Raw genomic sequence first — 23,689 nt, forward strand, 5'->3', positions numbered from 1 at the left:
CGGATGGGTTTGCGCAAGACAGGAGGCATTACGTCAATAACTGTTCTTGCACGTGCTGGAAAAGTGTGAAATCAGGATTGGCTAGTTCTTCGAGAATGTCGAAGTGCGTGCGTGCAGAAACGATATGCAGCGCCGCGGATGCACCGGTACCTTGTGCCGCAGCCACGAAATCGCGACTTTGCTGAATGAAACCTTCGGTTTCACGTTCACCGACGGCCACGAAAAACTGCTTGGAATAAAAGCGCGGTAGCCTGCTTGGACTCATGCGCAGTGCTTCATCCAGCGTCATGCGCACATCGTGGTTCACCGTGGTCAGCAACAGCGGAGAAAGAGAAAAGACGCCGCTGATGGGGAGCACTGAGACCAAGGGATATCCGCCAAGGGTCTCCGGCGGAATACCACTCAGCATCGCTGCGAGTTGCCCCCCCGCTGAATGTCCCGAGATGCAGACGCGCCGCGGGTCGAAGTGAAGCGTTTTGGCCTGTGTGTTCAGCAGGCGCATGGCGTTGGAAACCTGCTCCAGGATATCCGTGACGCGGACGGCTGGCGCAAGTTGATAGCCCACCATCGCCACCGCGATGCCGCGTTTCACATATTCCTCTGCAATGCAGCTGAAAAGGCGGTGATCCAGCGCGCGCCAGAATCCGCCATGGATGAAAACCAGGAGCGGCGTTGGTTCTTGTGCTGCATCTGCGCCAGCCCTCTCCTTCTGCGCAGGAAACCAGTCAATCACGCAACGTTCGGAAGCGCCGTAAGGGATGCTCTTCCAGTCCGCGAGCTGTGAACGGAAACGCTCGCTACGTGTACGGTAATCGGCATAGATGGACTCTCGTTCCGGATGTCGGGGACGCAGGCTGTAGTTGTATTCCTGCTTTTGCATCAGCTCAACGATGCTGTGTGCGTCAACCTCCAAGGTAGGCTTCCTTTACCCGCGCATCGGCGGCAAGTTCTTCTGCTCTCCCTGCGAGCACCAGACGGCCACTTTCTATGACATAGCCGTAGTCCGCATGCCGCAAGGTGATCTCGCTGTTCTGTTCGCAGATGAAGACGGTCAAGTTCTGTGCGGCGAGTGTCGCCAGTGCTTCGAAAATCTGTTTGACGATCAGCGGCGCAAGCCCCATGGAGGGCTCATCCAGTAGCAGCACCTTGGGCGCAGACATCAATGCGCGGCCAATGGCCAGCATCTGCTGTTCCCCGCCCGAAAGCGTGCCCGCAACTTGCTCCATGCGCTCCTTGAGTTTGGGAAACAACTCCAGCACGAATTCCAGTTGCGTCTGATAGCGAGAGGTGTCTCGCTTGATCAAATATTGGAATGCGCCCATTTCCAGGTTCTCTGCAATGGTCAGCGGCGCGAACACCTTGCGCCCCTCCGGAACGAGCGCTAGTCCCTGCCGCACGACGCGTTCTGCGCCCACGCCGGAGATGTCCTGTTCCATGAAGCGCACGGTACCCTGGGTGGGTTTCATGAGTCCGCTGATGGTCTTCATCACGGTGGATTTGCCTGCTCCATTGGCGCCAATGAGCGCCGTGATCGACCCCTTTGCAATGCCGAGATTCAATCCATGCAGCACATCGCCGTGCCCGTAGGAGGCATGCAAGTCACGGACTTCAAGCATGGACGGCCTCCTCGCCTAGGTAGGCACTGATGACTTCCGGATTGGCAGCGATCTCCTTCGGCGTGCCTGCAGCTAGATAACGACCGCTGCGCATGACCAGAATCTGGTGGCACAGCCCCATCACCATGCGCATGTTGTGTTCGACAAGGACCACGGTGACGCCGGTGTCGTTCACTTCGCGGATCATGCCAACGACTGGTCCCTGTTCGGAGGCTGGTACTCCTGCGATGGGCTCATCCAGCATCAGAACATGGGGCTCTGCCGCGAGTGCGCGGGCAATCTCCAGCAGCTTGGATTCGCCGAAGCTCAAATCTCCGGCGAGACGCGCCGCGCGGTCGCCGAGTCCCATCAGCTTCAGCTTCTCGTAAGCTACTTCCTCCATCCTTCTCTCTTCTCGGTGGACCCCGGGCAACCCCAGCAACGCAGCCAAAAAGCCGGTGCGCGCGCGCGGGTGGTAGCCGATCATCACGTTTTCGATGAGGCTGAGATCCGGAAATATCTGCAGATTCTGGAATGTCCGCGCAATGCCCAACGCAGCGCGCTGATAGGGCTGCAGCGCCTGGATTTCACGCTCCCGCAATCGTATGGTGCCCGCGCTCAATTTCTGGATGCCTGCGATGGCATTGAACAAGGTGGTTTTTCCCGCGCCGTTCGGCCCGATGATGCCCTGTATCTGACCGGCCCGCACCGACAGACTCAAGCCATCGACCGCATGCAGGCCGCCGAAGCTCACGCGCACGTTTTCAACGTCCAACAGTGCCATTGGGCGACTCCGTCTTGAGATTGCGCAAAGGCCTGTTTGAATCCACCTCCTTGGTCCGATTCTTTCGCTGACGTGCGCTTCCAAATCGCTGACCGAGCGAAGCGATCCCTCCGGGGAGGTAGAGAAGCACCACGATCATGCAGAGGCCGAAAATCAGCAACTCGGAATCTTGAAAACGCCGCAGCAATTCGGGCACGCCGGTCAGGACTGCGGCGCCGAACACGGGGCCCCAGAGGGATCCCACGCCGCCCAGCGCCACCATGACGACCAAGAGCACCGACGCGAAGAAGCCGAATGTCTCAGGCGAAGCGAACAGGTTGAAGTGTGCATACATGGCCCCAGCAAGGCCGGCCATGCCGGCAGACAGGCTGAATGAGATCACCTTCGCCCTGAAAGTGTTCACACCCAGCGTGTTGGCCCCGATCTCACTTCCCTCTATCGCTCGCAGCGAGCGCCCTGGCGCGCTGTAGAACAGGTTGATCAGGCACCACATGACCAAGGCCCCCGCCAGCCATGCGAACCAAAAGAATCGTCCTGGCGTATCCAGGGCATAGCCGAACAATTCATAGGGTTCGATGCCGGCGAGCCCGTTGGGACCACCGGTCAGAGGCACCAGTTCAACGAACAGCACGGACAGAATGCCACCGAAGCCCAGGGTCCCCATCGAAAGATAGGGGCCGCGCAAACGCAGTGTCGCCCATCCGACGATGGCAGCCACAGCGCCGACGGCGGCAAGCGCAGCGATCGTCCCCAGCCAGGGCGAGATGCCCCAGCGCGTATTCAGCACACCGCTGACATAAGCTCCCAGACCATAAAACGCCGCGTGCGCCAGCGAGACCTGGCCTGTCCAGCCCATGATGACGTTGAGGCTTGCGATCAGAATCAGATTGATGAAGAAATAGACGCCCATGCTCAGCATGTAGTCATTGGGGGCCACCAGCGGCCAGACCAATGCCAGTATCCAAAGGGCCAGCAATATCCAGCGATGGCGTGCTACACGGTCGCTGACAATAGAAGTGGAGCTTGACTGCCAAAATTGTGTTCTCATGCTTCACACTTTCTCAACCTGTCCGCGGCCCAGCAGGCCGTTGGGCCACTTCACGAGAACAAGCAGCAAAACGACGAATGCCACAGCGTCTTTGAAATGCGACGAAAGCATGCCTCCAGCAAAACTCTCCGCCAATCCAAGGAAAATACCCCCAACCATCGCGCCTGGCAAACTGCCCAAACCCCCGAGCATCGCGGCACAAAATGCCTTGAATCCGAGAATTGTCCCGTGGTCGAATGAGGTTAGCGTCAGCGGTGTCACGATGACGCCCGCAATTGCACCAACCGCAGCGGCCAAGATGAATGACAAACTCATCGTGAGCCTTGGGCTGATGCCTACCAGTGCTGCTGCTTCGGGTTGTGCGGCAGCAGCACGCATCGCCTTGCCAAGCACGGTCTGGTTGAAGAAGTAGCCCGCACCGGCCATGACGAGGGCGGCAACACCAATGATCCAGAGGGATTGGGTCTCCAGCACCGCACCGGCAACGGAAATGGGCCCGCTTTCAGAGAACGAAGGCAAGCCCGCGGGACTCTTCCCAAGGGTCAGCATAACGAAGCTTTTGGTGCAGATTGCAATCGCGATCGTGAGGATCGTGATGGACATGGGCGTCGGCTTCTGGAGCTTGCGTACGATCAGGCGCTCGGAAAGCGCACCGACGATCATGGCCACGATGACTGCCACCACGAACGCGATCGGCAGGGGTATCTTGGCTGTATACAGGGTGGCTGCGACCATCCCGCCCAGCATCACCCACTCACCTTGTGCAAAATTCAGGGCGCCGGTGCTTTTGAAGATGATGTTGAAGCCAAGCGCCACCATGGCGTAGATACTCCCTGTACTCAGACCTGCGAACAGCAGTTGAACGGTGTCACTCATGAGCGAAATGCCTTTTTCCGGGAAAGTGTCACAACTCGCCCAGCACAGGGTGCCGAGGCCGTGTCATGACAAAGCCAAGTTGCTCCAACCGATGAAAGGCGTTCTGCAGGTACTCTTTGAAGGTGCGCAGCTCAGTCTCCGGTGTGGCTGCACCAAGACCTGCCTCGGCCACCAGCATGGCGGCAGCTTCTTCGGCCTGGGCCCCGATCGTGCTGGACAGACTAGGGATGTGATAGCCGGAAAATGCAACTTCTTCGACCCACTTAGTGATGTGTCTTGCGATCACCTGTTTGGTCTCGGCATCCATCCGGCCAGCACGTTCTTCGAGATACAACCAGCCGAACGATGCGTGGCGCTCCTTGGCCTGAACCACGTGCTTCAGGATGCCGGCCGCGACGGGCTCACGCGCGTTGCTGGCATACAGGCGATACAGTTCAAGTTCCAGGCCGTCGGCCAGCGCGCATTGAGTGGCGACATAGGCATCCAGTGACTGGGTTGCGTTCAGGGCATCCCGGTAAAAGGTGCGGTTGATCACAGCCTCCCAGGCGGGGTTGGCGGGCCTACTCTGGTAGCCGCCCAGCAACTTCGCGTAGCGATGAAAGCATTCGATGTGCCATGCTTCTTCGGTGTTTCTGACGGTCAGGAAATACTTGGGATCCGACTCGCGATCCAGTTCCAGGCAGAAACGGATCAGCAGTGCGGGTGTTTCCGCCAACCCCGTATATTCAAGCCAGGCTCTGCGGCTCCAAACCTGCCGGGCAGCCTCCAGTTGCGTTGGTGAATAAGTGGATGGATCCAGTTTGTCCCAGTCAATGTCCTTGTTGGGGCTCCAGCGCTGCCGCTTCCCGGTTTCGTACAAGTCCCGAATGGATTGGATGGATCGGTGAAGGTCCAGTGGAAAGCGACGTTCGACCATGAGCGGGGTCGGCGTGGCGCCGCGGTGCTGTGTTTGCATCATTGATAGATCTCCTGGTGCTGACTGGCTTGATCAGAATTCCCCATCGATCTTTGGGTGACGGAACATGGGCAATTGGATGCCCCAGGATTCCTCCATCTGACGTCGGATCCGCTGAACGGATGCAACGAACACCGGCTTTTCCAGCTCCTCGACCGTCGCACCCAAACCGGCTTCCCAGGTGAGACGGTCTGTTTCCACCTCACCGGCCTTGGCCGCGCCTTCCGTGGCGAGCCAGGCGCTGTGGTAGCCATTGAGTTCGACTTTTTCGATCATGAGCACGATGGCGTCTTCAACGGCGCGCAGTTGTGCTTTCGAGAGATGCGGAATACGGGTGTCCATGAACGCCCAGCCAAAGGCGCAGTGGCGCACCTCGTCGCGCATGATGCTCTTGAGCACCTGGCGCGCCACAGGGTTGGGCGTGATGTCGATGAGATGGCGAAATACGTCGAAGGCGATCTCCTCGGCTGCGCATACCAAGGCGGCGATCACCCCCTCCAGCGGAACGCTCGGGTCAAGCGCCATCTTGCGGACACCGTGCGTGGCAACGGCACCCTGGAACTCCGACAGGTCGGGTTGCTGGATATAGCCGCCAAGCGCCTCCGCCATGCGAAAGCACACTTCGGCATGTCGTGACTCCTCCTGCGTACGGATGGTGAAGTACAGTCGCATGTCGGGCGGGCAGTTCTCCTGGCAAAAGCGAATTTGCAACGCAGGCGATTCCGAAATCGCCCCGTATTCGCCCCAGGCGCGCCGACTCCAGTACATGCGGGCAGCGTAGAGTTGCTCCGCCGTGTATGGCGAAATGTCGAGTTGCTCCCAATCGATGTCGGTGGCGGGATTCCATTGGTTGTCGGTAGCCGTATGGAACAGGTTTCTTACCCGCGGCACGGCGAAATCCAACTCCAATGGGAAGCGACTTTCGGGAGCGTCGAGAATGGTGGATGTAGCGATAGTCGCACTCATGTTTGTCTCCTTGAGGTTATGTCTGATCGTCGAGTGGTTTCGCTGACTTACTTGTAATCTGCGAGTCTGAAGCGGCCGTCCTCGTACTTCACCATCACCAAATCGGATTTCGAAAGTCCGGAATGCCTGGTGGCTGAAAAATTGAATGTGCCACCAACACCGGTGTAGTTCTGAACACCTTCCATCGCGTCACGGACCGCACTCTTGTCGGCCCCCCCCTTTTCCAACACCATCTTCGCAAGGTAGATCGCGTCATAGGTCTGGGCGACAAACTGGTTGGGGCGCCGTTTAAAGCGCGTCTCGAACGCTTTGTTGAGTTCGAGGATGCGTTCCTTCACGGGATCATTGGCAGGCAAATCCTCCCCCACGGGGAACTTCACGCTGACCAACAGAACTCCTTTTGCGGCTTCGCCGGCCAAGTCCATGTAGCGCTTGTCCACGAAACCATAACTGTGTATGAACGGTATATCACCCATGCCCAGTGTCTTGGCCTGCTTCATCGCTACGACGCCTGCGGGTGTCACGGTCCAACAAACGATGGCCTGCACACCAGCCGCCTTTAGCTTGTTGATCTGCGGGGCCATGTCCGTATCGCTGGGATTGAACGATTCATAGACGACATCCAAGCCTCGCCGCGGCGCTACATTTTTCCATTGCTCGATGGCGCTTTGTCCAAAGCCCGAAGAATCCGCGAGCATGCCCACCTTCTTGATGTTGTTCTTGTCAAAGTAGTCGGCGATGCGCTCCACGACTTGATCGTCATCCACCGTGGACTTGAAGGTCCAGTGACGTTCGGCCACCGGCATCACGATCTGCATGCTGCCTTCGGTGGAGATGAACGGCACATTGGCTTTCTCGGTCTGCTGGAGCATGGCGATTGCCATGCCACTCATGTTGCCGCCGCCGACAATCATTTCCACTTTGTCCTGGGTGAGCAAGCGGCGGGTCGCACTCAGGCCTTTCTGCGTCTGACTTTCTGCGTCATACAGAACCCATTCGATTTTTTTGCCGTTGACCCCCCCTTTGGCGTTGATCTCTTCGAGTGCAAGCTCCATACCGGCCTTCATGTCGTCACCAAGAAAGGCGGCTGGACCAGTAACAGAGAGTACAGAACCTATCTTGTAGCTGGTCTGGGCTTGCGCGGAAGCTGTCAGCCCCATCATCAGAAGACCAAGCAGCTTGAATGTCATACGTTTCGAAATGCGTGTATTCATGGTGAACAGTGGTTGGTGGTTGGGGAAGAGGAACTGAGGGAGGTAAGTAAATACGTTGCCAAATGGCAGCTCAATCATTGATTTCGGGTGGTGATCGTCCGTCGGCGTCACTCTTGGATTGCGTGGCAAAGTGATCACTGGCGAGGGCGACGGTGAACGTATGACGCACGGAACTTCCAGGGGAATAGGAGCGCCCGCACATTACCGGCATGCCATCCTTGGAGAAATACACCAGCTTGCGGATCAACACTGCCGAGTCCGGAGGCACGTTGAGCAACTTGCCGAGTTCGCTTCCAGCCGTCACAGCCTCGATGCTGTTTTGCGCATGTGACAAGGTCACTCTGCGAGAAAGAAGATCGAGCAGTGAAAACTGCACTGCTTCCTGCTCGGTAATCGACCCCGCCAGATCCGGATGGATATAGCGATAGTCGTAGGACACCATAGCCTCGCTGCTGCTGCGCTGGCGTTCAATGTGAAGCACATCCTGTCCGACGTTGACGCCGAGATGAAACGCAATGCTTGCGGGGCACGGCTGTATGGCGAAATGACACAGATGAAAGACCAAAGGGCGACCGCCCTTTTCCCACTGATGCTGGAAGTCCATCTGGGGGCCGAAAATTTCGTCGAATTTGTCGGCATTAACGAAAGTGCCCTGTCCTTGCACCCGACGCAACAGTCCCTGCCCCACGAGCTCCTGGATCGCCTGCCGTACTGTGAAGCGGCTGACGCAAAACATGGCGCCGATTTCCTGATCCGAGTAGAAGCGGTCACCCTGAAAGGCTTCACTCTGGATGAGTGTTTGCAGCCGGTGTTTCAGCTGGGCGTAGAGCGGTAGCGCGGAACCACGGTCCAGAGCCAGCGAGTCACCCGTGGAACGCGCCTTTGCAGGCTGATCGGCGTAAGACCGTTCAATGCTTGACATGGTGCGTGAAAAACTTTTGTTCATACTGTTGTACAGATATTATGATATGCAGACAACTTGTGTCAACAGACTTTTCCTGTCAGAGGCGCTGCTTTCATGTCCATTGCACTTATCGATTTCCCTGATGCGTCTACACCATCGGCGAGTGCGCTGAGCTTTGCGATGCCCGGCCCACTGGACAATTTCGATCTAGTGATCTGGCGCCCCGCTGCGCTTGCGGAGATCTATATGACGGAGGGCTCTTCCAGGGGCGGGCCGGTGGTTCTCCGGGTGCGTGATTCGCAGCGGATGTACAGCGATATCCGCTTCTGGCGGGCCGAGTTCGAGGAGTTCTTGGGCCGCGGCGGCACGCTGGTCGTGCTGGCACCCGGCTTCACAACCCTGGGACTGCACACGGTTCAGGACATTGTTCCGTGCGACGTGATCGAGGCACTCCCTCGTCATCGGGACTTGCACCACACCGCTTGCGAAGCATCCGATGTGCAGTGCGATGTCGGGGAGCCATTTCACGGGTTCTTCAGCGCGGTTGGCAGGCATTTCGTTGCGAAAGCCACCTTCATGCCACGCACTGGCCAGCCCATTGCACATCTGGCCGAGACCAACAAGATTTGCGCCACCTACGAATATCGCCATCCCGGGCGTGTTCTGGTGATGCCGGAGTTGCGCGGGACAACAACGCCGCCGGACAGCGCTGTCGTTGTTGATGCGCTAAAAGACTTGAGTGCGCGTTTGCGGCTCGACGCCCGCGTGTCCGGCGTTGCGGGTGCCAACCCTGTGATCACCGACGAAGAGAATGCGCTGAGGCAGCAGCTGGCGGAAATTTCCCGACGGCGCCGCACGCTGCAGACTGAAGAAGCGGCCTTGCTCAAGAAAATCGCCGCCGCCGCATTCTTTGGTCAACTTGAACACGGCGACGGTATCGGCGTTGTCAACGCCGCGTTTCACGCGCTGCATGCGCTGGGCGCCTATGTGCAGTATGGCATTGGATCGACCGGTACTCTGATGTTTGAACATAGGGGCGACGCGTACGTACTTGTGCTCGTCGATGAGCTGGACATCACATCTGTAGAGCGTCTGCAGGAAACGCTCCGTCAGAGCATTCTGCCTTGGGCGAAAGAGCTGAACTGCCCGGTTTCCCCGGTCGTCCTGATGGCAGGAGTCGCAGCCAGGCGCATCGCCCAGGAAGCTGCAGCCTTGCGCGCTGCATCCACCGTACCGTGGCTGACGGGAACAGCACTGAAGCAGGCCTATCGTGAAAAGAGTGCGGATTTTTGGGGCACCATCTGCAAGCGCGAAGCTCAAGACGCGAGAGGGCGATGAAGTGAATCTGCAGAGCTTGGCGGGTGCTATCTGCCGAGAATGTCGAAATGACAGGGCCTGTCCGGTCATGCGGCGCAAGCCGCGTCATCGCCAGCGCAAGCTGCGGTCATTGCGTCATCAAGGTCGAGCCGCCGCCTCCGGCAGTTCGATCTTGACCTGCAGCACTTCGAGCTCGTCCTGGCGTTCGAAATGCACCTTGAGGTCGTCCGGGTTGATGTGCACGTATTTGGAGATCACCGCCACCAGCTCGCGCTGCAGCGCCGGCAGGTAGTCGGGCTGGCCGGGGTTGCGGCCGCTCCTCTCGTGCGCGAGGATGATCTGCAGCCGCTCCTTGGCGACGGCAGCGGATTTCTTCTTTTCGCCCAGCAGGAAGGAAAGCAGGGACATGGCCAATCACCTCCCGCCAAACATGCGCTTGAAAAAGCCCGGCTTCACGGCGTCGGTGAAGCGCATGGGCTTGTCCTCACCCAGGAAGCGCGCGATCACGTCCTTGTAGGCTTCCGAGACTTCCGTACCCGTCAGGTGGATGGCCGGCAGCCCCTGGTTGGAGGCCTGCAGCACGTTTTCCGATTCCGGAATCACACCGATGAGCTTGATGCGCAGGATGTCCTGGATGTCGGTCAGGCTCAGCATCTGGCCGTCTTCCACGCGGTTGGGGTTGTAGCGCGTGATGAGCAAATGCTCCTTGATCGGCTCGCCGCCGTCGATGGCGCGCTTGGTCTTGGAAGACAGCATGCCGAGGATGCGGTCCGAGTCGCGCACGCTGGAGACCTCGGGGTTGGTCACCAGCAGCGCCTCGTCGGCGAAATGCATGGCGGCCAGCGCGCCGCTCTCTATGCCGGCGGGCGAGTCGCAGACGATGTATTCGAAGCCCATTTCCGAGAGGTCCGTGAGCACCTTCTCCACGCCCTCCATGGTCAGCGCTTCCTTGTCGCGCGTCTGGCTGGCGGCCAGGATGAACAGGTTTTCAAGCTGCTTGTCCTTGATGAGCGCCTGGTTGAGGTTGGCCTCGCCCTGGATCACGTTGACGAAGTCGTACACCACGCGGCGCTCGCAGCCCATGATGAGGTCCAGGTTGCGCAGGCCGACGTCGAAATCGATCACGGCGGTCTTGTGCCCGGCCAGCGCCAGGCCGGCGGCGAATGCGGCGCTGGTGGTGGTCTTGCCCACGCCCCCCTTGCCGGAGGTCACGACGACGATTTTGGCCATGTGGGTGCTTTCCTTGGATGGTTCAGAGGGGTTCGAAGATGAGTTTTTCGCCGTCAAGGCGCACCTGCGCGGCCTTGCCACGCACGTCTTCGGGCAATTCGTTCTCGGTGGTGCGGTACATGCCGGCAATCGAGACCAGCTGCGGCTCCAGGCAGGTGGTGTAGATGCGCGCATGCACGTCGCCACGCGCGCCGGCCATGGCGCGCCCGCGCAGCGGGGCATAAACGTGAATGCTGCCGTCGGCGATCACCTCGGCGCCAAAGTTCACGATGGCCAGCACCACCAGATCGCCCCGGGAATAGACGCGCTGGCCCGAGCGCACGGGCTTGTCTATGACCAGCGTCGGCGGAGCGTCGGCGGGCACCTCGCGCACGACCTCGACTTCGTGCACCACTTCCTGCACCGCCGGCGCGGGCGTGGGGCGGCGCACCACTTCGGGGGGCGCCGCTACCAGGCCGCACTGCAGCGCGGCCTGCATCTGCGCCGGGCTGCCGCCGCGCACGGCCACGGGCCAGGTGCGGTGCTCGCGCAGCAGGGCGGCGAGGGCGGCAAAATCAATCGGCTGATCATCCTGCGCCACGGCGGCGAGGTCGATCAGCACCAGGTCATCGTCGAAAAAGGCCTGGTCATCCTGGCGCTGGCGCTCCAGTTGCGCGGCCAGTTCGCCGCTGTCGGTGCGCTTGAGCACTACCGCCACGACGGAGAGCTGGGCACTCTTGAGCTCAAAGCTGGTGCGGGTCGGGCCCGCGGATTCGACGGCCATGTAGCAGAGGGAGCTGGGTGCAAGAAGCAAACCTGTGAAGTGTACTGTGCGCTGTCTGGCTGTCACTTCGGCTGCCACCTTGGGGACCAGCGCGCTGCGGCATGCGCCCGCATAATTGCCCGATGCCCGTTGCACGCAAAGACCATCTGGACACGCTCGCCACTTCGCTGCTGCTGGCCTGCTGCCTGTATTGGGGGTTCCAGCAGACGCTTTCCAAAGCCACCATCACCGAGGTGGCGCCGCTCTACCAGGCGTTCTGGCGTTTTGGCCTGGGCACGCTCGTGCTGCTGCTGTGGTGCCACGTGCGCGGCATTGCGCTCTACGGCGTGCAGGAACCTGTGGGCGCGGCGCGCGCGGGTCTGCTGGCTGGCTTGTTGTTTGCCTCGGAGTTCGTGGCGCTGTTCCTCGCATTCAAGTACACCACCGCCTCGCGCGCCACACTCTTTATGTACTGCTCGCCGTTCTGGGTAGCCTTGGTGCTGCCGCGTTTCGTCAAGAACGAACGGCTCAATCGCGTGCAATGGCTGGGCCTGGTCTGCGCCTTCTTCGGCGTGCTGCTGGCGCTGGGCGATGGCTGGCGCACCGACGACGCGGCGCACGCCAGCGCCTGGCGGGGCGATGCATTGGCCCTGATATCGGGTTTGGGCTGGGGGCTGACCACCTGCGTGCTGCGCGCCTCCCCGCTGCAGCACGTGCGGCCCGAGAAGCAGTTGCTGTGGCAGATGGGCGTGACTTCGCTGGTGCTGCCTGTGCTGTCTCTGCTGCTGGGCGAGCGCTGGCAGCTCGATTTCAGCGCATTCGCCTGGTCTTCGCTGCTGATCCAGGGCCTGATCGGCGCGTTTGGGAGTTATCTGGTGTGGATGTGGATGCTCACGCGCTATCCGGCCACGCGCATGTCGGTGTTCGTTTTTCTCACGCCGGTGTTCACGCTCATCATCGGCGCGCTCTGGCTGAAAGAGCCGGTCACGGCCACGCTGCTGGCAGCGCTGGCGCTGGTGGCGGGCGGCATCGTGCTGGTCAACCGCAAGGGCATTCCCGCCAAGGCATTCACATGAACCTCCAACTACTGCTGCTTACGCTGTGCCAGGGCCTGTTCCTGGTCAACAACGTCACCTTCATCGCGATCAACGGGCTCGTCGGCCTGCAGCTGGCGCCCTTCGGCTGGATGGCGACGCTGCCGGTGATGGGCTATGTGGTGGGCGGTGCGATTGCCGCGCCGCTGGTGGCGCGCACGCAGACGCGCTACGGGCGGCGCGCCTCGTTCCAGATCGGGCTCGCGGTGGCGCTGGGCTCGGCGCTGCTCGCGGCCTGGGCGGCGCAGACGCGCCAGTTCTGGCTGCTCACGCTGGCCACGGTGATCGCCGGCTACTACAACGCCAACGGCCAGCTCTACCGCTTCGCGGCGGCGGAACTTGCCCGGCCCGGCTGGCAGGAGAAGGCGGTGTCGCTGGTGCTGGCCGGCGGGCTGCTGGGCGCGGTCGTCGGCCCCAACATGGCGGCCTGGACGCGCGCGCTGCTGCCCACGCCGTTCGTCGCGGTCTACCTCACGCTGGCCGTGGTGGCGCTGATCGCGATGGGCGTGATGGCGCTGGTGCGCTTTCCGCCCGCGCTGGTGCACGAGAAGCACGCGCCGCAGGGCCGCAGCCTGGGCGAAATCATGCGCCAGCCGGTGTTCATCGTCGCCACGCTGGGCGCGGCCATAGGCTATGGCGTGATGAACCTGCTGATGGCCGCCACGCCGCTGGCCATGCAGGTCTGCGGCTTTGAGTTTGGCGCCACGGCCTCGGTGCTGCAGTGGCATGTGATCGGCATGTACCTGCCGGGTTTCTTCACCGGGCACCTGATCCGGCGCTTTGGCACGCTCTCCATCATGGGTGTGGGCGTGCTGCTGAACGTGCTGTGCGTGGCGATCGCGCTCTCGGGCGTGGAGCTGCAGCACTTCATGAGCGCGCTGATCCTGCTGGGCGTGGGCTGGAATTTCCTCTTCACCGGGGCGACGGCGCTGGCGCTGCAGGCCTATCGCCCCGAGGAAAAAGACCGCGCGCAGGCGGCAATCAATTTCTGCGTGTTCGCCACCATGGCGATCACCTCGTTCTCATCGGGCGCGCTGGTGACCACGCAGGGCTGGAACTGGCTGAACTACGGCTCGATGCCGGCGCTGGTGCTGATGGCGGCGGCGCTGGTGTGGCTCAAGGTCCGGCGCCCTCTGCCTGTATAAACTTCAAATTGATAGCTGTCAGCGCTCTACGGGTATGGGTTTCAGCCAATTTTTGCCATCAATTGACCGGCCTGCAGCAGCGCCCCCGCTTCGACCAGGCATTGCAGCGTGCCGGCGCAGGGAGCGTTGACGGCGGTTTCCATCTTCATCGCTTCCAGCGTGGCGATCACCTCGCCGGCCTCGACCGGCTCGCCGCTGGCCTTGTGCCAGCGCACCAGATTGCCGGTGAGCGGCGCGGGGACATCGCCGGGCTGTTGCGCCGCCGCGGCCGAGGGCGCGGCGGCGATGGGCGCTGCATTGGCGCCCTGCGGCAGCGCCAGGCCCGCCGGCAGACCCAGGCGCACCCGCTTGCCGTCGATTTCGATGAAGCTGCGCACCAGCGGCGCACCGTCTGCTGGCTCCGGCCGGGCGGCGGGCTCGAACTGCGTCCGCATCTCGGTCTCGATCCAGCGCGTGTGCACGGCAAAACCGTTCTCGGCGGTGAACGCCGGGTCATCGACCACCGCACGATGGAACGGCAGCACCGAGGCCACGCCTTCGATGGCGAATTCCGCCAGCGCCCGGCGCGCGCGCACCAGCGCCTGCTCGCGTGAGCTGCCCGTGACGATGAGCTTGCCCATCAGCGAATCGAAGCTGCCGGGCACCACCGAGCCCGTGGCAAAGCCGCTGTCCAGCCGCACGCCGGGGCCGCTGGGTGCGTCAAAGCGCGTGATGCGTCCGGGCGTGGGCAGGTAGCCGCGACCGGGGTCTTCGGCGTTGATGCGGAATTCAAGGCTGTGGCCGCGCGCCGGGGGTGTTGCGGTGAACGACAGCGGCAGGCCATCGGCCACGCGCAACTGCTCGATCACCAGATCCACGCCGGTGGTTTCCTCGGTCACCGGGTGCTCGACCTGCAGGCGGGTGTTGACTTCAAGGAAGGAAATCTGCCCGTTCTGCCCGAGCAGGAATTCCACCGTGCCCGCGCTCTCGTAACCGGCCGCCGCGCAGATGGCGCGCGCCGATTCGTGCACCTGCGTGCGCTGGGCTTCAGTCAGAAAGGGCGCCGGCGCTTCCTCCACCAGCTTCTGGTTGCGCCGCTGCAGCGAGCAGTCGCGCGTGCCCACCACCACCACATGGCCATGGCGGTCGGCGATGACCTGCGCCTCGATGTGGCGCGGCTGGTGCAGGAATTGTTCGACGAAGCACTCGCCGCGGCCAAAGGCCACGGTCGCCTCGCGCACCGCGGACTCGTAGAGCTCGGCCACCTCCTGCATCTGCCAGGCGACCTTCAGGCCCCGGCCGCCGCCGCCAAACGCCGCCTTGATGGCGATCGGCAGGCCGTGTTCACGCGCAAACGCCAGCACCTGGTCCGCATTTTTCGCGGGCTCGGAGGTGCCGGCCACCAGCGGCGCGCCGACCTGCAGCGCGATCTTGCGCGCGGCCACCTTGTCACCCAGTTGCGCGATGGTGTCGGGGCGCGGGCCTATCCAGGCCAGGCCCGCATCCAGCACCGCCTGCGCGAATTCAGCGCGCTCGGAGAGAAAGCCGTAGCCGGGGTGCACCGCGTCGGCGCCACTCTTGCGCGCGATCTCCAGCAGCTTGGCTATCGCCAGGTAGGTCTCTGCCGGGCGCGTGCCCTCCAGCGCCCAGGCCTCGTCGGCGGCGCGCACGTGCAGCGCGTCGGCATCCGGATCGGCGTAGACGGCGACCGAGCGCACGCCGTAGTCGCGGCAGGCGCGGGCGACGCGGATGGCTATTTCCCCTCTATTGGCAATCAAGACTTTGGTAATCATGTTCAGGCTTCCTTGAAAGGGGCGATGACGCGAAAGCGCACGCTGCAGCCCACCGGTATCTGCGCCGCGAGATTCAGGTGGTGGCTGGCGATCACGGCGACCACCGGGTAGCCGCCGGTGAGTGGGTGGTCGGCCAGGAACAGCACCGGCTGGCCGCTCGCTGGAATTTGCAAGGCGCCGGCGACGGTGCCTTCGCTGGGCAGCTCGTCGTGGCGGCTGCGCGTGAGCGGCTGCTCGCCCGCCAGTCGCACGCCGATGCGGTTGGATTGGGGCGTCACGCGCCAGTCCTGGCTTTGCAGCAGCGCGATGGCCTCGGGCGTGAACCAGTCGGCGCGCGGGCCGAGCAGCACATCGAGCAGCACTTCGTCGCCAGGGCTGGGAAAGCTGGGCGGCGGCGTGTCGGGCGGCTGCACGGCGCGCAGCGCTGCGGTCTGGCGGATGGCCAGACTATCGCCCGTCTTCAGTGGAGCAGGGCCGATCAGCGCCAGCGTATCGCTGCTGCAACTGCCGAGCACGGGGGTTATCTCGAACCCGCCGCGCGCCGCGACATAGCAGCGCATGCCGCTGCCGGGCGCGCCGAAATGCAGGCGATCGCCCTCATTGAGCGCAATGGCGGAGTGGCTGGCCACGGACCAGGATCGCCCATCGCCCGCCAGTAGCGTGAGCGGCACCGGCGCGCCCGTCACCGCCAGCGTGGCGCGGCCGTGGCAGCGCAGCACCAGGCCGCCGAGCAGGTTCTCCAGCACCGGCGTGTCTATGGGGTTGCCCACCAACCGGTTGGCCTGGCGCAGCGCCGCCCGATCGAGCGCGCCGGCACTGGAGACGCCCAGCCCGGCCAGGCCGTGGCGGCCAGCGTCCTGCACCAGGGTTTGCAGACCAGGTGATTCAATAGTGATAGCTGCTTGCGCTGATGTGGCATGGGCTGGGAATGTATTTGATTCAAATTTTTCTGCAGAGGCTGGCGCGCCCTCACCCCTGCCCTCTCCCAGAGGGAGAGGGGGTAATACGGGGCCTGCTCCCACGCCCCTCTGCGCAGAATGCTGGGGTGAGGGGCGGCCCACCGCGGCAGGCAGGCTGATATGCATCCCCGGCGCATCGGCATCGATGAACTGCACGCGAAACCCCGGCTGCACATAGGCCGGCTCGGCACGCGCCATGTCCCACATCGCCACCTCGGTCACGCCGATGAGCTGCCAGCCGCCGGGGCTTGCGGCTGGGTAGACGGCGCTGAAATCACCCGCCAGCGCCACCGAGCCGGCGGGCAGGCGCGTACGCGGCGTCGTGCGCCGGGGGATCTGCGCAAAGCTCGCGTGGCCATCACTCAGATAGACGAAGCCGGGCGCGAAGCCGGCAAAGGCCGCCTGCCAGGGCTGACCGCAGTGGCGCGCGATCAGCTCCCGCACCGAGATGCCCATCCATTGCGCGAGCTCCGGCAGATCCTCGCCGTTGTAGTGCACCGGGATCTCGACGGTGCGCGCAGGGGCTTGATCGGCGGCGTGCTGCTGCGCCTGGGCTGCGTGCTCTCGCAGTCGCGCGGCGAGGGTGGGGGCATCGGTGGCGCCGCGATCGAAATGCACCAGCAGCGTGCGCGCGGCGGGGACCAGCTCGGTCACGCCCGCGATGGGCTGCGCCTCTACCTTGCGGTACAGCGCCAGGGTATGCGCCAGGTCGCTCAGTTCAACCAGCAGCGCGGCGTCTCCGGCGGGCAGGATGCGCACCATGGTCTAAGCCGCGAACGCCTTGAGCGCCACGCCCGCCGCCGAAAGCCGCGCGCGGATGCGGCGCGCCATCTCCACCGCGCCGGGGCTGTCGCCGTGCACGCAGATCGAGTCGGCCTGCAGGCGGATGCGTTTGCCGGTGACGGCGGTGATTTCGCCCGTCTGCACCCACTGCAGCATGCGTTCGGCCACCGCGTCCGGGTCGTGCAGCACAGCGCCTTCCAGGCGGCGCGAGACCAGCGTACCGTCCTCGTTGTAGGCGCGGTCGGCAAAGGCCTCGGCCACCACCGTGAGGCCGCGTGCGCGTGCGCGCGCTATGAGCGGCGAGCCGGCCAGCGCCAGCAGCTGGAGCCTTGGATCGATCGCCAGCAGCGCGCTCACCACGTCGTTGCCCTGGCGCTCGTCGTGCGCGATGGTGTTGTACAACGCGCCGTGTGGTTTGACGTAGCTGACGCGCGCGCCCGCCGCCGCTGCCAGGCCCTGCAGCGCGCCGATCTGGTAGATCACGTCGGCCACCAGTTCGCTGCTGCTCGGATCCATATTGCGCCGGCCAAAGCCCACGAGGTCGGGGTAGGCCACATGCGCGCCGACCGCCACGCCGTGCGCTGCGGCGTTTTTCAGGGTCTGCAGGATGCCCGCCGGATCGCCCGCATGAAAACCGCAGGCCACGTTGGCGCTGGTGACGATGGCCAGCATGGCCGCGTCGTCGCCCATGCGCCAGGCGCCGTAGCTTTCGCCCAAATCGCTGTTGATGTCCATGAGGCGATCTCCTGTGTTCTAAATTCGGTTAGATTGTTCAACAATTTCAACTGCAATCAGGTACCGAGACATGTCCAGCCGCCGATTTTCCAGCCCCGCCGCGTCCGTCAATCTCGCCGATCAGGTGGCCGATACCATCCGCCGCCAGCTGATAGACGGTGAACTGCGCGCCGGGCAACGGCTTTCGGAAGCCTTGCTCAGCGAGCAGTTGCAGATCTCGCGCAACACCCTGCGCGAGGTGTTCCGCGGCCTGGTGAAGGAAGGCCTGCTGCTGCACGAACCCAACCGCGGCGTCTCGGTGGTGGTGCCCTCGATTGCCGACATCATCGACATTTATCGCGTCCGCCGCCTGATCGAATGCCAGTCGCTGGAAAAAGCCTGGCCGCTGCACCCGGCGCACAAGCGCCTGAAGCAGGCGATGGACGATGCCACCAGCGCGCGCGCGGCGGGCGACTGGCGCAAGGTGGGTTCGGCCAACATGGCGTTTCACGCGGGCATCGTGGCGTTGGCCGACAGCGCGCGCCTGTCGGCCATGTTCGCCGACATCGCCGCCGAACTGCGTCTGGCCTTCGGCCTGCTGGACGACCCGGAATACCTGCACGCCCCCTTCGTGGACCACAACGCGCGGCTGCTGCAGCTGTTCATGGACGGCCAGACGAGCGCCGCCGCACGCGAGCTGGAGGCCTACCTGGTGCAGTCCGAGCGCATGGTGCTGGCGGTGTATGCGCGCGAAGTGCAGTGAGCGGCGCGGAGACATGCTGGTTTTGAATTTCATCATTGTTCAACGATTGAAACTTACTTGATCAACGAAATTAAATGTATTGTTGAAAACCCTAATGGACGATGGCTGACGTGGCGGCTATCTTTGCCGACTGTCGCTGCCCCTGCAGCGCTTCGCGGACACGCCCGGTGGGGTTCGTGTCCTCCAACCAACTCGCCATGGAGCATTCACCATGAAACGTCGCGATTTCTGCGCCACCGCAGCCCTTGCCACCGGCTTTGGCATCACGGGCCAGGCCCACGCCGAAACCAAATGGGATTTCGCCACCGCCTACGCGGCGATCAATTTCCACTCCAAGAACAATCAGCAGTTCGTCGATGACGTGGCCGCCGCCACCAAGGGCGCGCTGAAGATCCAGCCGCATTTCGGCGCGTCGCTGTTCAAGATGCCCGAGATCAAGCGCGCGGTGCAGACCGGCAATGCGCAGATGGGCGAGTTCTTCCTCGTGAGCTTCCAGAACGAGGCGCCGATCTTCGGCGCCGATGGCCTGCCGTTTCTGGTCAAGGACTACGACGAGGCCTTCAAGCTCTACCAGGCGCAGAAGCCCTACCTGGAGAGCATTCTGGACAAGCAAGGCCAGATCCTGCTGTATTCGGTGGCCTGGCCGCCGCAGAACATCTTCAGCAACAAGCCAATCAACTCCGCCGCGGATCTGAAGGGCCTGAAGTGGCGCGTGTATTCGCCCACCACCGCGCGCATCGGCGAGCTCGTCGGCGCGCAGCCGGTCACCATCCAGGAGGCGGAGCTGTCGCAGGCGCTGGCCACCGGCGTCATCGAAGGCCTGATCACGTCCAGTGCCACCGGCGCGGACAACAAGCTCTATGAGAATCTCAAATACTTCTACGAGGTCCAGGCCTGGATTCCGAAGAACGCGGTGACAGTGAACAAGAAGGCCTTCAACGCGCTGCCCAAGGCCGAGCAGGAGGCCGTGAGGAAGAGCGCGGCCGCGGCCGAGGAGCGTGGCTGGAAGTCCTCGCGCGAGGTCAACGCCAGCTCCATCGAAACCTTGAAGAAGGGCGGCATGCAGGTGCTGCCGCCTTCCGCGCAGCTCGCGGCCGATCTGCACAAGGTGGGTGACGTCGTCGTCAAGGAATGGCTGGAAAAGGCCGGGGCCGACGGCAAGGCGCTGGTCGAGGCGTTCAACAAAAGCAAGTGATCCAGCGATGACGCGATGACGGCGCCGCGCGGCCATGACGCGCCTGGCGGCGCCTGACGGCCGGCATCGCGGCGCCGTATCCATTCACACACCACGGAGCAACCCATGCGCAAATGGCTCGATGGCCTGTACACCGCAAGCGCCTGGCTGGCGGGACTTTTCATGGTGGGCGTGTTCGTGATGGTGCTGCTCACCATCGCCAGCCGCCTGTTCGGCTTCTCGGCCACCGGCAGCGACGCCTACGCCGGCTACGCCACCGCAGGCGCGGGTTTCATGGCGCTGGCCAGCACCTTGAAACACGGCGAACATATCCGCGTGACCCTGCTGCTGGGCGCGCTCAAGGGCGGCGCGCACAAGGCGCTCGAATTGCTGGCGCTCTCCATCGCCACGCTGCTGGCGGGTTTTCTGGCCTGGTACTCGGCCTACCTGGTCTGGCAGTCGTGGGACATCAACGACATCTCGGTCGGCATCGATGCCACGCCGATGTGGATTCCGCAGATTCCGATGGCCATCGGCACCTTGATTTTTTTCATAGCGATTTCCGATGAACTGGTGATGGAAATCCTCGGAAAACGCGTTGCAGCCAACCAGGAGGATGCGCACCATGAGTGAAATAGCCGCCAGCGCCACCTTGCTCGTGGTGCTTTTCGCGATGCTCGCCGGGGGCATCTGGGTGGGACTCACGCTCGCGGGCGTGGCCTGGTTCGGCATGGCCTTCTTCACCGCCCGCGCGGCGGGCGATGCGATGGCCATCACCATCTGGGGCTCGACCAGCAGCTGGACGCTCACCGCGCTGCCGCTGTTCGTCTGGATGGGCGAAATTCTCTACCGCACCAATCTGTCGTCCAGCATGTTCCGCGGCCTCGCGCCCTGGATGAACAAGCTGCCGGGGCGATTGCTGCACGCCAACGTGGTCGGCTGCACCATCTTCGCGGCCGTCTCGGGCTCGTCGGCCGCCACCTGCGTGACGGTGGGCAAGATGAACCTGCCCGAGCTGCTGCGCCGCGGCTACCCCGAGCGCCAGGTGATAGGCACGCTGGGCGGCCCGGCCACGCTGGGCCTCTTGATCCCGCCATCGATCATCCTCATCATCTACGGCGTTTCGGCCGAACTCTCCATTGCCAAGCTGTTCATGGCCGGCGTGCTGCCGGGGCTGCTGCTGGCCGCGCTGTTCAGCGGCTGGATCATTTTCTGGGCGCTGCGCCACCCGGATCAGGTGCCCAAGGCGGACGACGATCTGAGCTTCATGCAGAAGCTCGCCGAGGCGCGCCACCTGATCCCGGTGGTGCTGCTCATCGTCGCGGTGATCGCTTCGATGTACACCGGCGTTGCTACGGCAACCGAAGCGGCAGCCATAGGCGTGCTGGGCGCCTTGGTGCTTTCCGCCTGGCAAAAATCGCTCAACTGGAAGAACTTCCGCGACGCGCTGATGGGCGCCACGCGCCTGTACTGCATGATCGCGCTGATCCTCGCGGGCGCCGCCTTCCTCACGCTCGCCATGGGCTACATGGGCCTGCCGCGCCAGCTCGCGGAATACGTCGGCAGCCTGCACCTGTCGCCCGCGATGCTCATCATCGCGCTCGGCATCTTCTACATCGTGCTCGGCTGCTTCCTCGATGGCATCTCGACCATCGTGCTCACCATGGGCGTGGTGCTGCCCATCATCCAGGCCGCCGGCATCGACCCGCTGTGGTTCGGCATCTTCCTGGTGATCACCGTCGAGTCGGCGCAGATCACGCCGCCCGTGGGCTTCAACCTGTTCGTGCTGCAGGGCATGACGGGCAAGCAGATCACCTGGATCGCGCGCGCCTGCCTGCCCTATTTCTTCCTGATGGTGGTGATGCTCGTCATCCTCTGGTACTTCCCGGGGCTGGCGACGGCGCTGCCGGGCAAGATGTAGCAGCGTTGCTCCGTGGCACGGCACTGCGCGCGGGACAGGGACAGGTCAAGCGACGAACAGCAGTCGGTACGCCCAGTACAACCCGATCGCCATCTGGACCGTAAACGCGGTGAAGCGCGCCATCACCGCCGCTGCGCTCAACGAGGCCAGGTGGACAAGGGACTGGACGATCCGGCTGGCGAGGAAAAAGTAGGCGAGAGAGTCCGTGACTGCCGCCCTGTCCGTGGCGATGGCGATCAGCAGCAGGCCGCCAAAGATCGGCAGGCCCTCAATGCAATTGGCATGGGCGCGGGCGAGCCGCTGCATGAAAGGCGTCAGGCCGGCATTGTCCGGCGCGAAGCCGTTGGCAGGCACCTTGCCCTGCAGAACCAGCTGTGTCCGAAGGATTTCCATCAGCACGAGCAGCAGCAGTGCCCAGGCGATGAATCCGGTGAATGCGATGGCGCTGGATGAAATCATGGCAGCACTTTCCTGTGGGATGGGATGCCGGATTCTGGCTGGGCCGGGCGCAGGTTGCAACGTGCATGGAGGACCTCGCTGCGCACGTGCCAGGGCTGCCCCGATGGCGCGCTACGGCGCGTGCAGCACCAGCTCGGTGATCTCCGACGGCGTGCCCAGCCGCAAGATCAGCCCATGCCACAGCCCCGTGCCGCTGCTCACGTACAGCGGCATGCCCGCCACGTCGTAGAGTCCGGCCAGAAAACCCTTGTTCGCCAGCTTGGTGAGGTAATTGGGCCCGAAAATCTGCCCGCCATGCGTGTGGCCCGACAGTTGCAGGCTCATGCCCGCGGCCGCATGCTCGGGCGCGCTGCCCGGGCGGTGCGCCAGCACCAGCACCGGCACGCCCTCGGGCGCGCCCTGAAGGGCCGCCGCCAGATCGGGCGGTGCCTGGCCAAAGGCGCGCGCCTGCGGGTCGGTGAGGCCTGCCACCACCAGACGTGCGCCGTTGTGCGCTATCACCACATGCTGGTTTTCCAGCAGGGGCAGCCCCAGCGCCTTGAATACCGCCATCCAGCCCGGGTAGTCGACGTAGTACTCGTGGTTGCCGGGGACGGCCAGCACGCCATCCTTGGCGTGCAGCCCGGCAAATGGCGCCACGTCGGCCGCGCGCCGCGCGGGTGCGCCATCCTGCAGGTCGCCGGTGATGACGATGAGATCGGTGCCGAGCGCGTTGGTCTTGTCCACCACCGCCTGCTGCCATGCGCCATCCAGCAGCGGCGTGGCGTGCAGGTCCGACAGCTGCGCGATGCGGTAGCCCTCGAACGCCTGGGGCAGGCCCGGCACGGTGACATCCACGCGCTTGACCTCCGGAATCTTCAGGCCCTGCCAGGCGCCGCAGGTGCCCAGCAGCAAGGCCAGCAGCCCCAGCGCCATCGATGTGCTGCGGCTGGCGAGCAGGCGCCGCCCCGCACGGCGCGCCAGCAGCCACAGCAGAGCGCCCAGCGCATCCCTTGCAAGCAGCAGCAGCGCCAGCACCAGAAAGCAGCCGAACGCCCAGCCCACCGCCACCAGCACCGCATGCGGGCCTTGCGCCGCGGAGAGATTGCCCGACAGCCAGACCACGATCACGTAGTACTCCGCCAGCGGCAGCAGCGCCAGCGCCACCAGCAGACGCCCTGCACGCGCCAGCGGCAGGTGGTGCACGAAGCGCAGCGCCACCAGGAGCCAGGCCAGGCCCATGATGGCAATGACGGCAAGCACCATGGGGATCACGCCCCGTACGTCATCCGGCG

At 63.3% G+C, this 23,689-nt stretch carries 24 protein-coding genes; 7 read left to right on the top strand and 17 right to left on the bottom strand.

Features of this window, described 5'->3' with window-relative positions; translation table 11 throughout:
- Positions 1 to 28: 28 nt before the first annotated feature.
- The 9 genes from K320_RS0108945 to K320_RS0108985 all read right to left on the bottom strand — a co-directional run bounded on the left by K320_RS0108945 (position 29) and on the right by K320_RS0108985 (position 8,360).
- Positions 29 to 913 carry an alpha/beta hydrolase gene (locus K320_RS0108945; protein WP_084301213.1) on the bottom strand — a complete coding sequence of 295 codons (885 nt, stop codon included), beginning with the start codon at positions 911 to 913 and terminating at the stop codon, positions 29 to 31.
- Positions 903 to 1,616, bottom strand: a complete 714-nt coding sequence (locus K320_RS0108950) for an ABC transporter ATP-binding protein (RefSeq protein WP_024538499.1) — start codon at positions 1,614 to 1,616, stop codon at positions 903 to 905. The genes K320_RS0108945 and K320_RS0108950 overlap by 11 nt, the downstream gene beginning before the upstream one ends.
- On the bottom strand, positions 1,609 to 2,379 hold the full coding sequence (locus K320_RS0108955) for an ABC transporter ATP-binding protein (RefSeq protein WP_024538500.1): 771 nt from the start codon (positions 2,377 to 2,379) through the stop codon (positions 1,609 to 1,611). Before K320_RS0108955 ends, K320_RS0108950 begins: the two co-directional genes overlap by 8 nt.
- On the bottom strand, positions 2,360 to 3,427 hold the full coding sequence (locus K320_RS0108960; protein WP_084301214.1) for a branched-chain amino acid ABC transporter permease: 1,068 nt from the start codon (positions 3,425 to 3,427) through the stop codon (positions 2,360 to 2,362). The genes K320_RS0108955 and K320_RS0108960 overlap by 20 nt, the downstream gene beginning before the upstream one ends.
- A 3-nt stretch (positions 3,428 to 3,430) precedes the next feature.
- On the bottom strand, positions 3,431 to 4,303 hold the full coding sequence (locus tag K320_RS0108965) for a branched-chain amino acid ABC transporter permease (protein ID WP_029695979.1): 873 nt from the start codon (positions 4,301 to 4,303) through the stop codon (positions 3,431 to 3,433).
- Between the two features lie 28 nt (positions 4,304 to 4,331).
- Positions 4,332 to 5,261, bottom strand: a complete 930-nt coding sequence (locus K320_RS0108970; RefSeq protein ID WP_156913912.1) for a hypothetical protein — start codon at positions 5,259 to 5,261, stop codon at positions 4,332 to 4,334.
- Between the two features lie 30 nt (positions 5,262 to 5,291).
- Positions 5,292 to 6,224 (bottom strand): ferritin-like domain-containing protein, encoded by a 933-nt coding sequence (locus tag K320_RS0108975; protein WP_156913914.1) that lies wholly within the window; start codon positions 6,222 to 6,224, stop codon positions 5,292 to 5,294.
- A gap of 47 nt (positions 6,225 to 6,271) precedes the next feature.
- Positions 6,272 to 7,438, bottom strand: a complete 1,167-nt coding sequence (locus K320_RS0108980; protein WP_169730046.1) for an ABC transporter substrate-binding protein — start codon at positions 7,436 to 7,438, stop codon at positions 6,272 to 6,274.
- A gap of 70 nt (positions 7,439 to 7,508) precedes the next feature.
- Positions 7,509 to 8,360, bottom strand: a complete 852-nt coding sequence (locus K320_RS0108985; protein WP_024538506.1) for a GntR family transcriptional regulator — start codon at positions 8,358 to 8,360, stop codon at positions 7,509 to 7,511.
- A gap of 96 nt (positions 8,361 to 8,456) precedes the next feature.
- Here K320_RS0108985 and K320_RS0108990 point away from each other — a divergent pair, with 96 nt between their 5' ends.
- Positions 8,457 to 9,680 (top strand): hypothetical protein, encoded by a 1,224-nt coding sequence (locus K320_RS0108990; RefSeq protein ID WP_034342998.1) that lies wholly within the window; start codon positions 8,457 to 8,459, stop codon positions 9,678 to 9,680.
- A gap of 117 nt (positions 9,681 to 9,797) precedes the next feature.
- On the opposite strand, the gene minE is transcribed toward K320_RS0108990, so the two are convergent.
- Genes minE through minC form a run of 3 tightly spaced genes read right to left on the bottom strand, consistent with a single transcriptional unit; the run spans position 9,798 to position 11,652 of the window.
- Positions 9,798 to 10,067 carry a cell division topological specificity factor MinE gene (gene minE / locus K320_RS0108995; protein ID WP_024538508.1) on the bottom strand — a complete coding sequence of 90 codons (270 nt, stop codon included), beginning with the start codon at positions 10,065 to 10,067 and terminating at the stop codon, positions 9,798 to 9,800.
- Positions 10,068 to 10,073: 6 nt separating this feature from the next.
- A complete protein-coding gene (gene minD, locus K320_RS0109000; protein WP_024538509.1) occupies positions 10,074 to 10,889 on the bottom strand; it encodes a septum site-determining protein MinD in 816 nt (271 codons plus the stop codon).
- 22 nt (positions 10,890 to 10,911) lie between these two features.
- Entirely contained in the window at positions 10,912 to 11,652 is a 741-nt protein-coding gene (gene minC / locus K320_RS0109005) for a septum site-determining protein MinC (protein ID WP_024538510.1), read from the bottom strand.
- A gap of 122 nt (positions 11,653 to 11,774) precedes the next feature.
- On the opposite strand from minC, the gene K320_RS0109010 reads away from it, so the two are divergent.
- Both K320_RS0109010 and K320_RS0109015 read left to right on the top strand, forming a co-directional pair.
- Positions 11,775 to 12,707: a DMT family transporter gene (locus K320_RS0109010; protein ID WP_024538511.1), complete on the top strand. Its 933-nt coding sequence runs from the start codon at positions 11,775 to 11,777 to the stop codon at positions 12,705 to 12,707.
- Positions 12,704 to 13,870 (top strand): MFS transporter, encoded by a 1,167-nt coding sequence (locus tag K320_RS0109015; protein ID WP_024538512.1) that lies wholly within the window; start codon positions 12,704 to 12,706, stop codon positions 13,868 to 13,870. Before K320_RS0109010 ends, K320_RS0109015 begins: the two co-directional genes overlap by 4 nt.
- 41 nt (positions 13,871 to 13,911) lie before the next feature.
- Here the strand turns inward: K320_RS0109015 and K320_RS0109020 are convergent, their stop codons facing one another.
- From K320_RS0109020 to K320_RS0109030, 3 genes are read right to left on the bottom strand one after another with little or no spacing between them, the layout of a single operon-like run.
- Complete coding sequence (locus K320_RS0109020) at positions 13,912 to 15,639, bottom strand: acetyl/propionyl/methylcrotonyl-CoA carboxylase subunit alpha (protein ID WP_024538513.1); 1,728 nt, start codon at positions 15,637 to 15,639, stop codon at positions 13,912 to 13,914.
- 5 nt (positions 15,640 to 15,644) lie between these two features.
- Positions 15,645 to 17,360, bottom strand: coding sequence for a 5-oxoprolinase subunit B/C family protein (locus tag K320_RS0109025; protein WP_024538514.1), 1,716 nt, complete (start codon positions 17,358 to 17,360; stop codon positions 15,645 to 15,647).
- A 6-nt stretch (positions 17,361 to 17,366) separates the two neighbouring features.
- A complete protein-coding gene (locus K320_RS0109030; RefSeq protein WP_024538515.1) occupies positions 17,367 to 18,119 on the bottom strand; it encodes a LamB/YcsF family protein in 753 nt (250 codons plus the stop codon).
- 70 nt (positions 18,120 to 18,189) lie between these two features.
- Between K320_RS0109030 and K320_RS0109035 the strand changes: the two genes are divergently transcribed.
- The 4 genes from K320_RS0109035 (at position 18,190) to K320_RS0109050 (ending at position 21,956) form a co-directional block, all read left to right on the top strand.
- Positions 18,190 to 18,861 (top strand): GntR family transcriptional regulator, encoded by a 672-nt coding sequence (locus K320_RS0109035; RefSeq protein ID WP_024538516.1) that lies wholly within the window; start codon positions 18,190 to 18,192, stop codon positions 18,859 to 18,861.
- A 211-nt stretch (positions 18,862 to 19,072) separates the two neighbouring features.
- Complete coding sequence (locus K320_RS0109040) at positions 19,073 to 20,056, top strand: TRAP transporter substrate-binding protein (RefSeq protein WP_024538517.1); 984 nt, start codon at positions 19,073 to 19,075, stop codon at positions 20,054 to 20,056.
- A 105-nt stretch (positions 20,057 to 20,161) separates the two neighbouring features.
- A complete protein-coding gene (locus K320_RS0109045; RefSeq protein WP_024538518.1) occupies positions 20,162 to 20,668 on the top strand; it encodes a TRAP transporter small permease in 507 nt (168 codons plus the stop codon).
- Positions 20,661 to 21,956 carry a TRAP transporter large permease gene (locus K320_RS0109050; RefSeq protein ID WP_024538519.1) on the top strand — a complete coding sequence of 432 codons (1,296 nt, stop codon included), beginning with the start codon at positions 20,661 to 20,663 and terminating at the stop codon, positions 21,954 to 21,956. The genes K320_RS0109045 and K320_RS0109050 overlap by 8 nt, the downstream gene beginning before the upstream one ends.
- Before the next feature lie 45 nt (positions 21,957 to 22,001).
- Here the strand turns inward: K320_RS0109050 and K320_RS0109055 are convergent, their stop codons facing one another.
- Together K320_RS0109055 and K320_RS0109060 are read right to left on the bottom strand one after the other, a co-directional pair.
- On the bottom strand, positions 22,002 to 22,415 hold the full coding sequence (locus K320_RS0109055; RefSeq protein ID WP_029695981.1) for an MAPEG family protein: 414 nt from the start codon (positions 22,413 to 22,415) through the stop codon (positions 22,002 to 22,004).
- Between the two features lie 111 nt (positions 22,416 to 22,526).
- Positions 22,527 to 23,660: a metallophosphoesterase gene (locus K320_RS0109060; RefSeq protein ID WP_024538521.1), complete on the bottom strand. Its 1,134-nt coding sequence runs from the start codon at positions 23,658 to 23,660 to the stop codon at positions 22,527 to 22,529.
- Positions 23,661 to 23,689: the final 29 nt, after the last annotated feature.

The organism is Comamonas badia DSM 17552 (assembly GCF_000484635.1).
GTDB classification, from domain to species: domain Bacteria; phylum Pseudomonadota; class Gammaproteobacteria; order Burkholderiales; family Burkholderiaceae_C; genus Comamonas_C; species Comamonas_C badia.

Bases quoted from the DNA above. Each gene is read 5' to 3' on its own strand.
- K320_RS0108955 (WP_024538500.1), bottom strand. From the start codon at position 2,379: ATGGCACTGTTGGACGTTGAAAACGTGCGCGTGAGCTTCGGCGGCCTG.
- K320_RS0108980 (WP_169730046.1), bottom strand. From the start codon at position 7,438: ATGAATACACGCATTTCGAAACGTATGACATTCAAGCTGCTTGGTCTT.
- K320_RS0109060 (WP_024538521.1), bottom strand. From the start codon at position 23,660: ATGGTGCTTGCCGTCATTGCCATCATGGGCCTGGCCTGGCTCCTGGTG.
- K320_RS0108950 (WP_024538499.1), bottom strand. From the start codon at position 1,616: ATGCTTGAAGTCCGTGACTTGCATGCCTCCTACGGGCACGGCGATGTG.
- K320_RS0108960 (WP_084301214.1), bottom strand. From the start codon at position 3,427: ATGAGAACACAATTTTGGCAGTCAAGCTCCACTTCTATTGTCAGCGAC.
- minD (WP_024538509.1), bottom strand. From the start codon at position 10,889: ATGGCCAAAATCGTCGTCGTGACCTCCGGCAAGGGGGGCGTGGGCAAG.
- K320_RS0109010 (WP_024538511.1), top strand. From the start codon at position 11,775: ATGCCCGTTGCACGCAAAGACCATCTGGACACGCTCGCCACTTCGCTG.
- minC (WP_024538510.1), bottom strand. From the start codon at position 11,652: ATGGCCGTCGAATCCGCGGGCCCGACCCGCACCAGCTTTGAGCTCAAG.
- minE (WP_024538508.1), bottom strand. From the start codon at position 10,067: ATGTCCCTGCTTTCCTTCCTGCTGGGCGAAAAGAAGAAATCCGCTGCC.
- K320_RS0109055 (WP_029695981.1), bottom strand. From the start codon at position 22,415: ATGATTTCATCCAGCGCCATCGCATTCACCGGATTCATCGCCTGGGCA.
- K320_RS0109030 (WP_024538515.1), bottom strand. From the start codon at position 18,119: ATGGACATCAACAGCGATTTGGGCGAAAGCTACGGCGCCTGGCGCATG.
- K320_RS0109045 (WP_024538518.1), top strand. From the start codon at position 20,162: ATGCGCAAATGGCTCGATGGCCTGTACACCGCAAGCGCCTGGCTGGCG.
- K320_RS0108990 (WP_034342998.1), top strand. From the start codon at position 8,457: ATGTCCATTGCACTTATCGATTTCCCTGATGCGTCTACACCATCGGCG.
- K320_RS0109015 (WP_024538512.1), top strand. From the start codon at position 12,704: ATGAACCTCCAACTACTGCTGCTTACGCTGTGCCAGGGCCTGTTCCTG.
- K320_RS0108965 (WP_029695979.1), bottom strand. From the start codon at position 4,303: ATGAGTGACACCGTTCAACTGCTGTTCGCAGGTCTGAGTACAGGGAGT.
- K320_RS0108975 (WP_156913914.1), bottom strand. From the start codon at position 6,224: ATGAGTGCGACTATCGCTACATCCACCATTCTCGACGCTCCCGAAAGT.
- K320_RS0109040 (WP_024538517.1), top strand. From the start codon at position 19,073: ATGAAACGTCGCGATTTCTGCGCCACCGCAGCCCTTGCCACCGGCTTT.
- K320_RS0109050 (WP_024538519.1), top strand. From the start codon at position 20,661: ATGAGTGAAATAGCCGCCAGCGCCACCTTGCTCGTGGTGCTTTTCGCG.
- K320_RS0108970 (WP_156913912.1), bottom strand. From the start codon at position 5,261: ATGATGCAAACACAGCACCGCGGCGCCACGCCGACCCCGCTCATGGTC.
- K320_RS0108985 (WP_024538506.1), bottom strand. From the start codon at position 8,360: ATGTCAAGCATTGAACGGTCTTACGCCGATCAGCCTGCAAAGGCGCGT.
- K320_RS0109035 (WP_024538516.1), top strand. From the start codon at position 18,190: ATGTCCAGCCGCCGATTTTCCAGCCCCGCCGCGTCCGTCAATCTCGCC.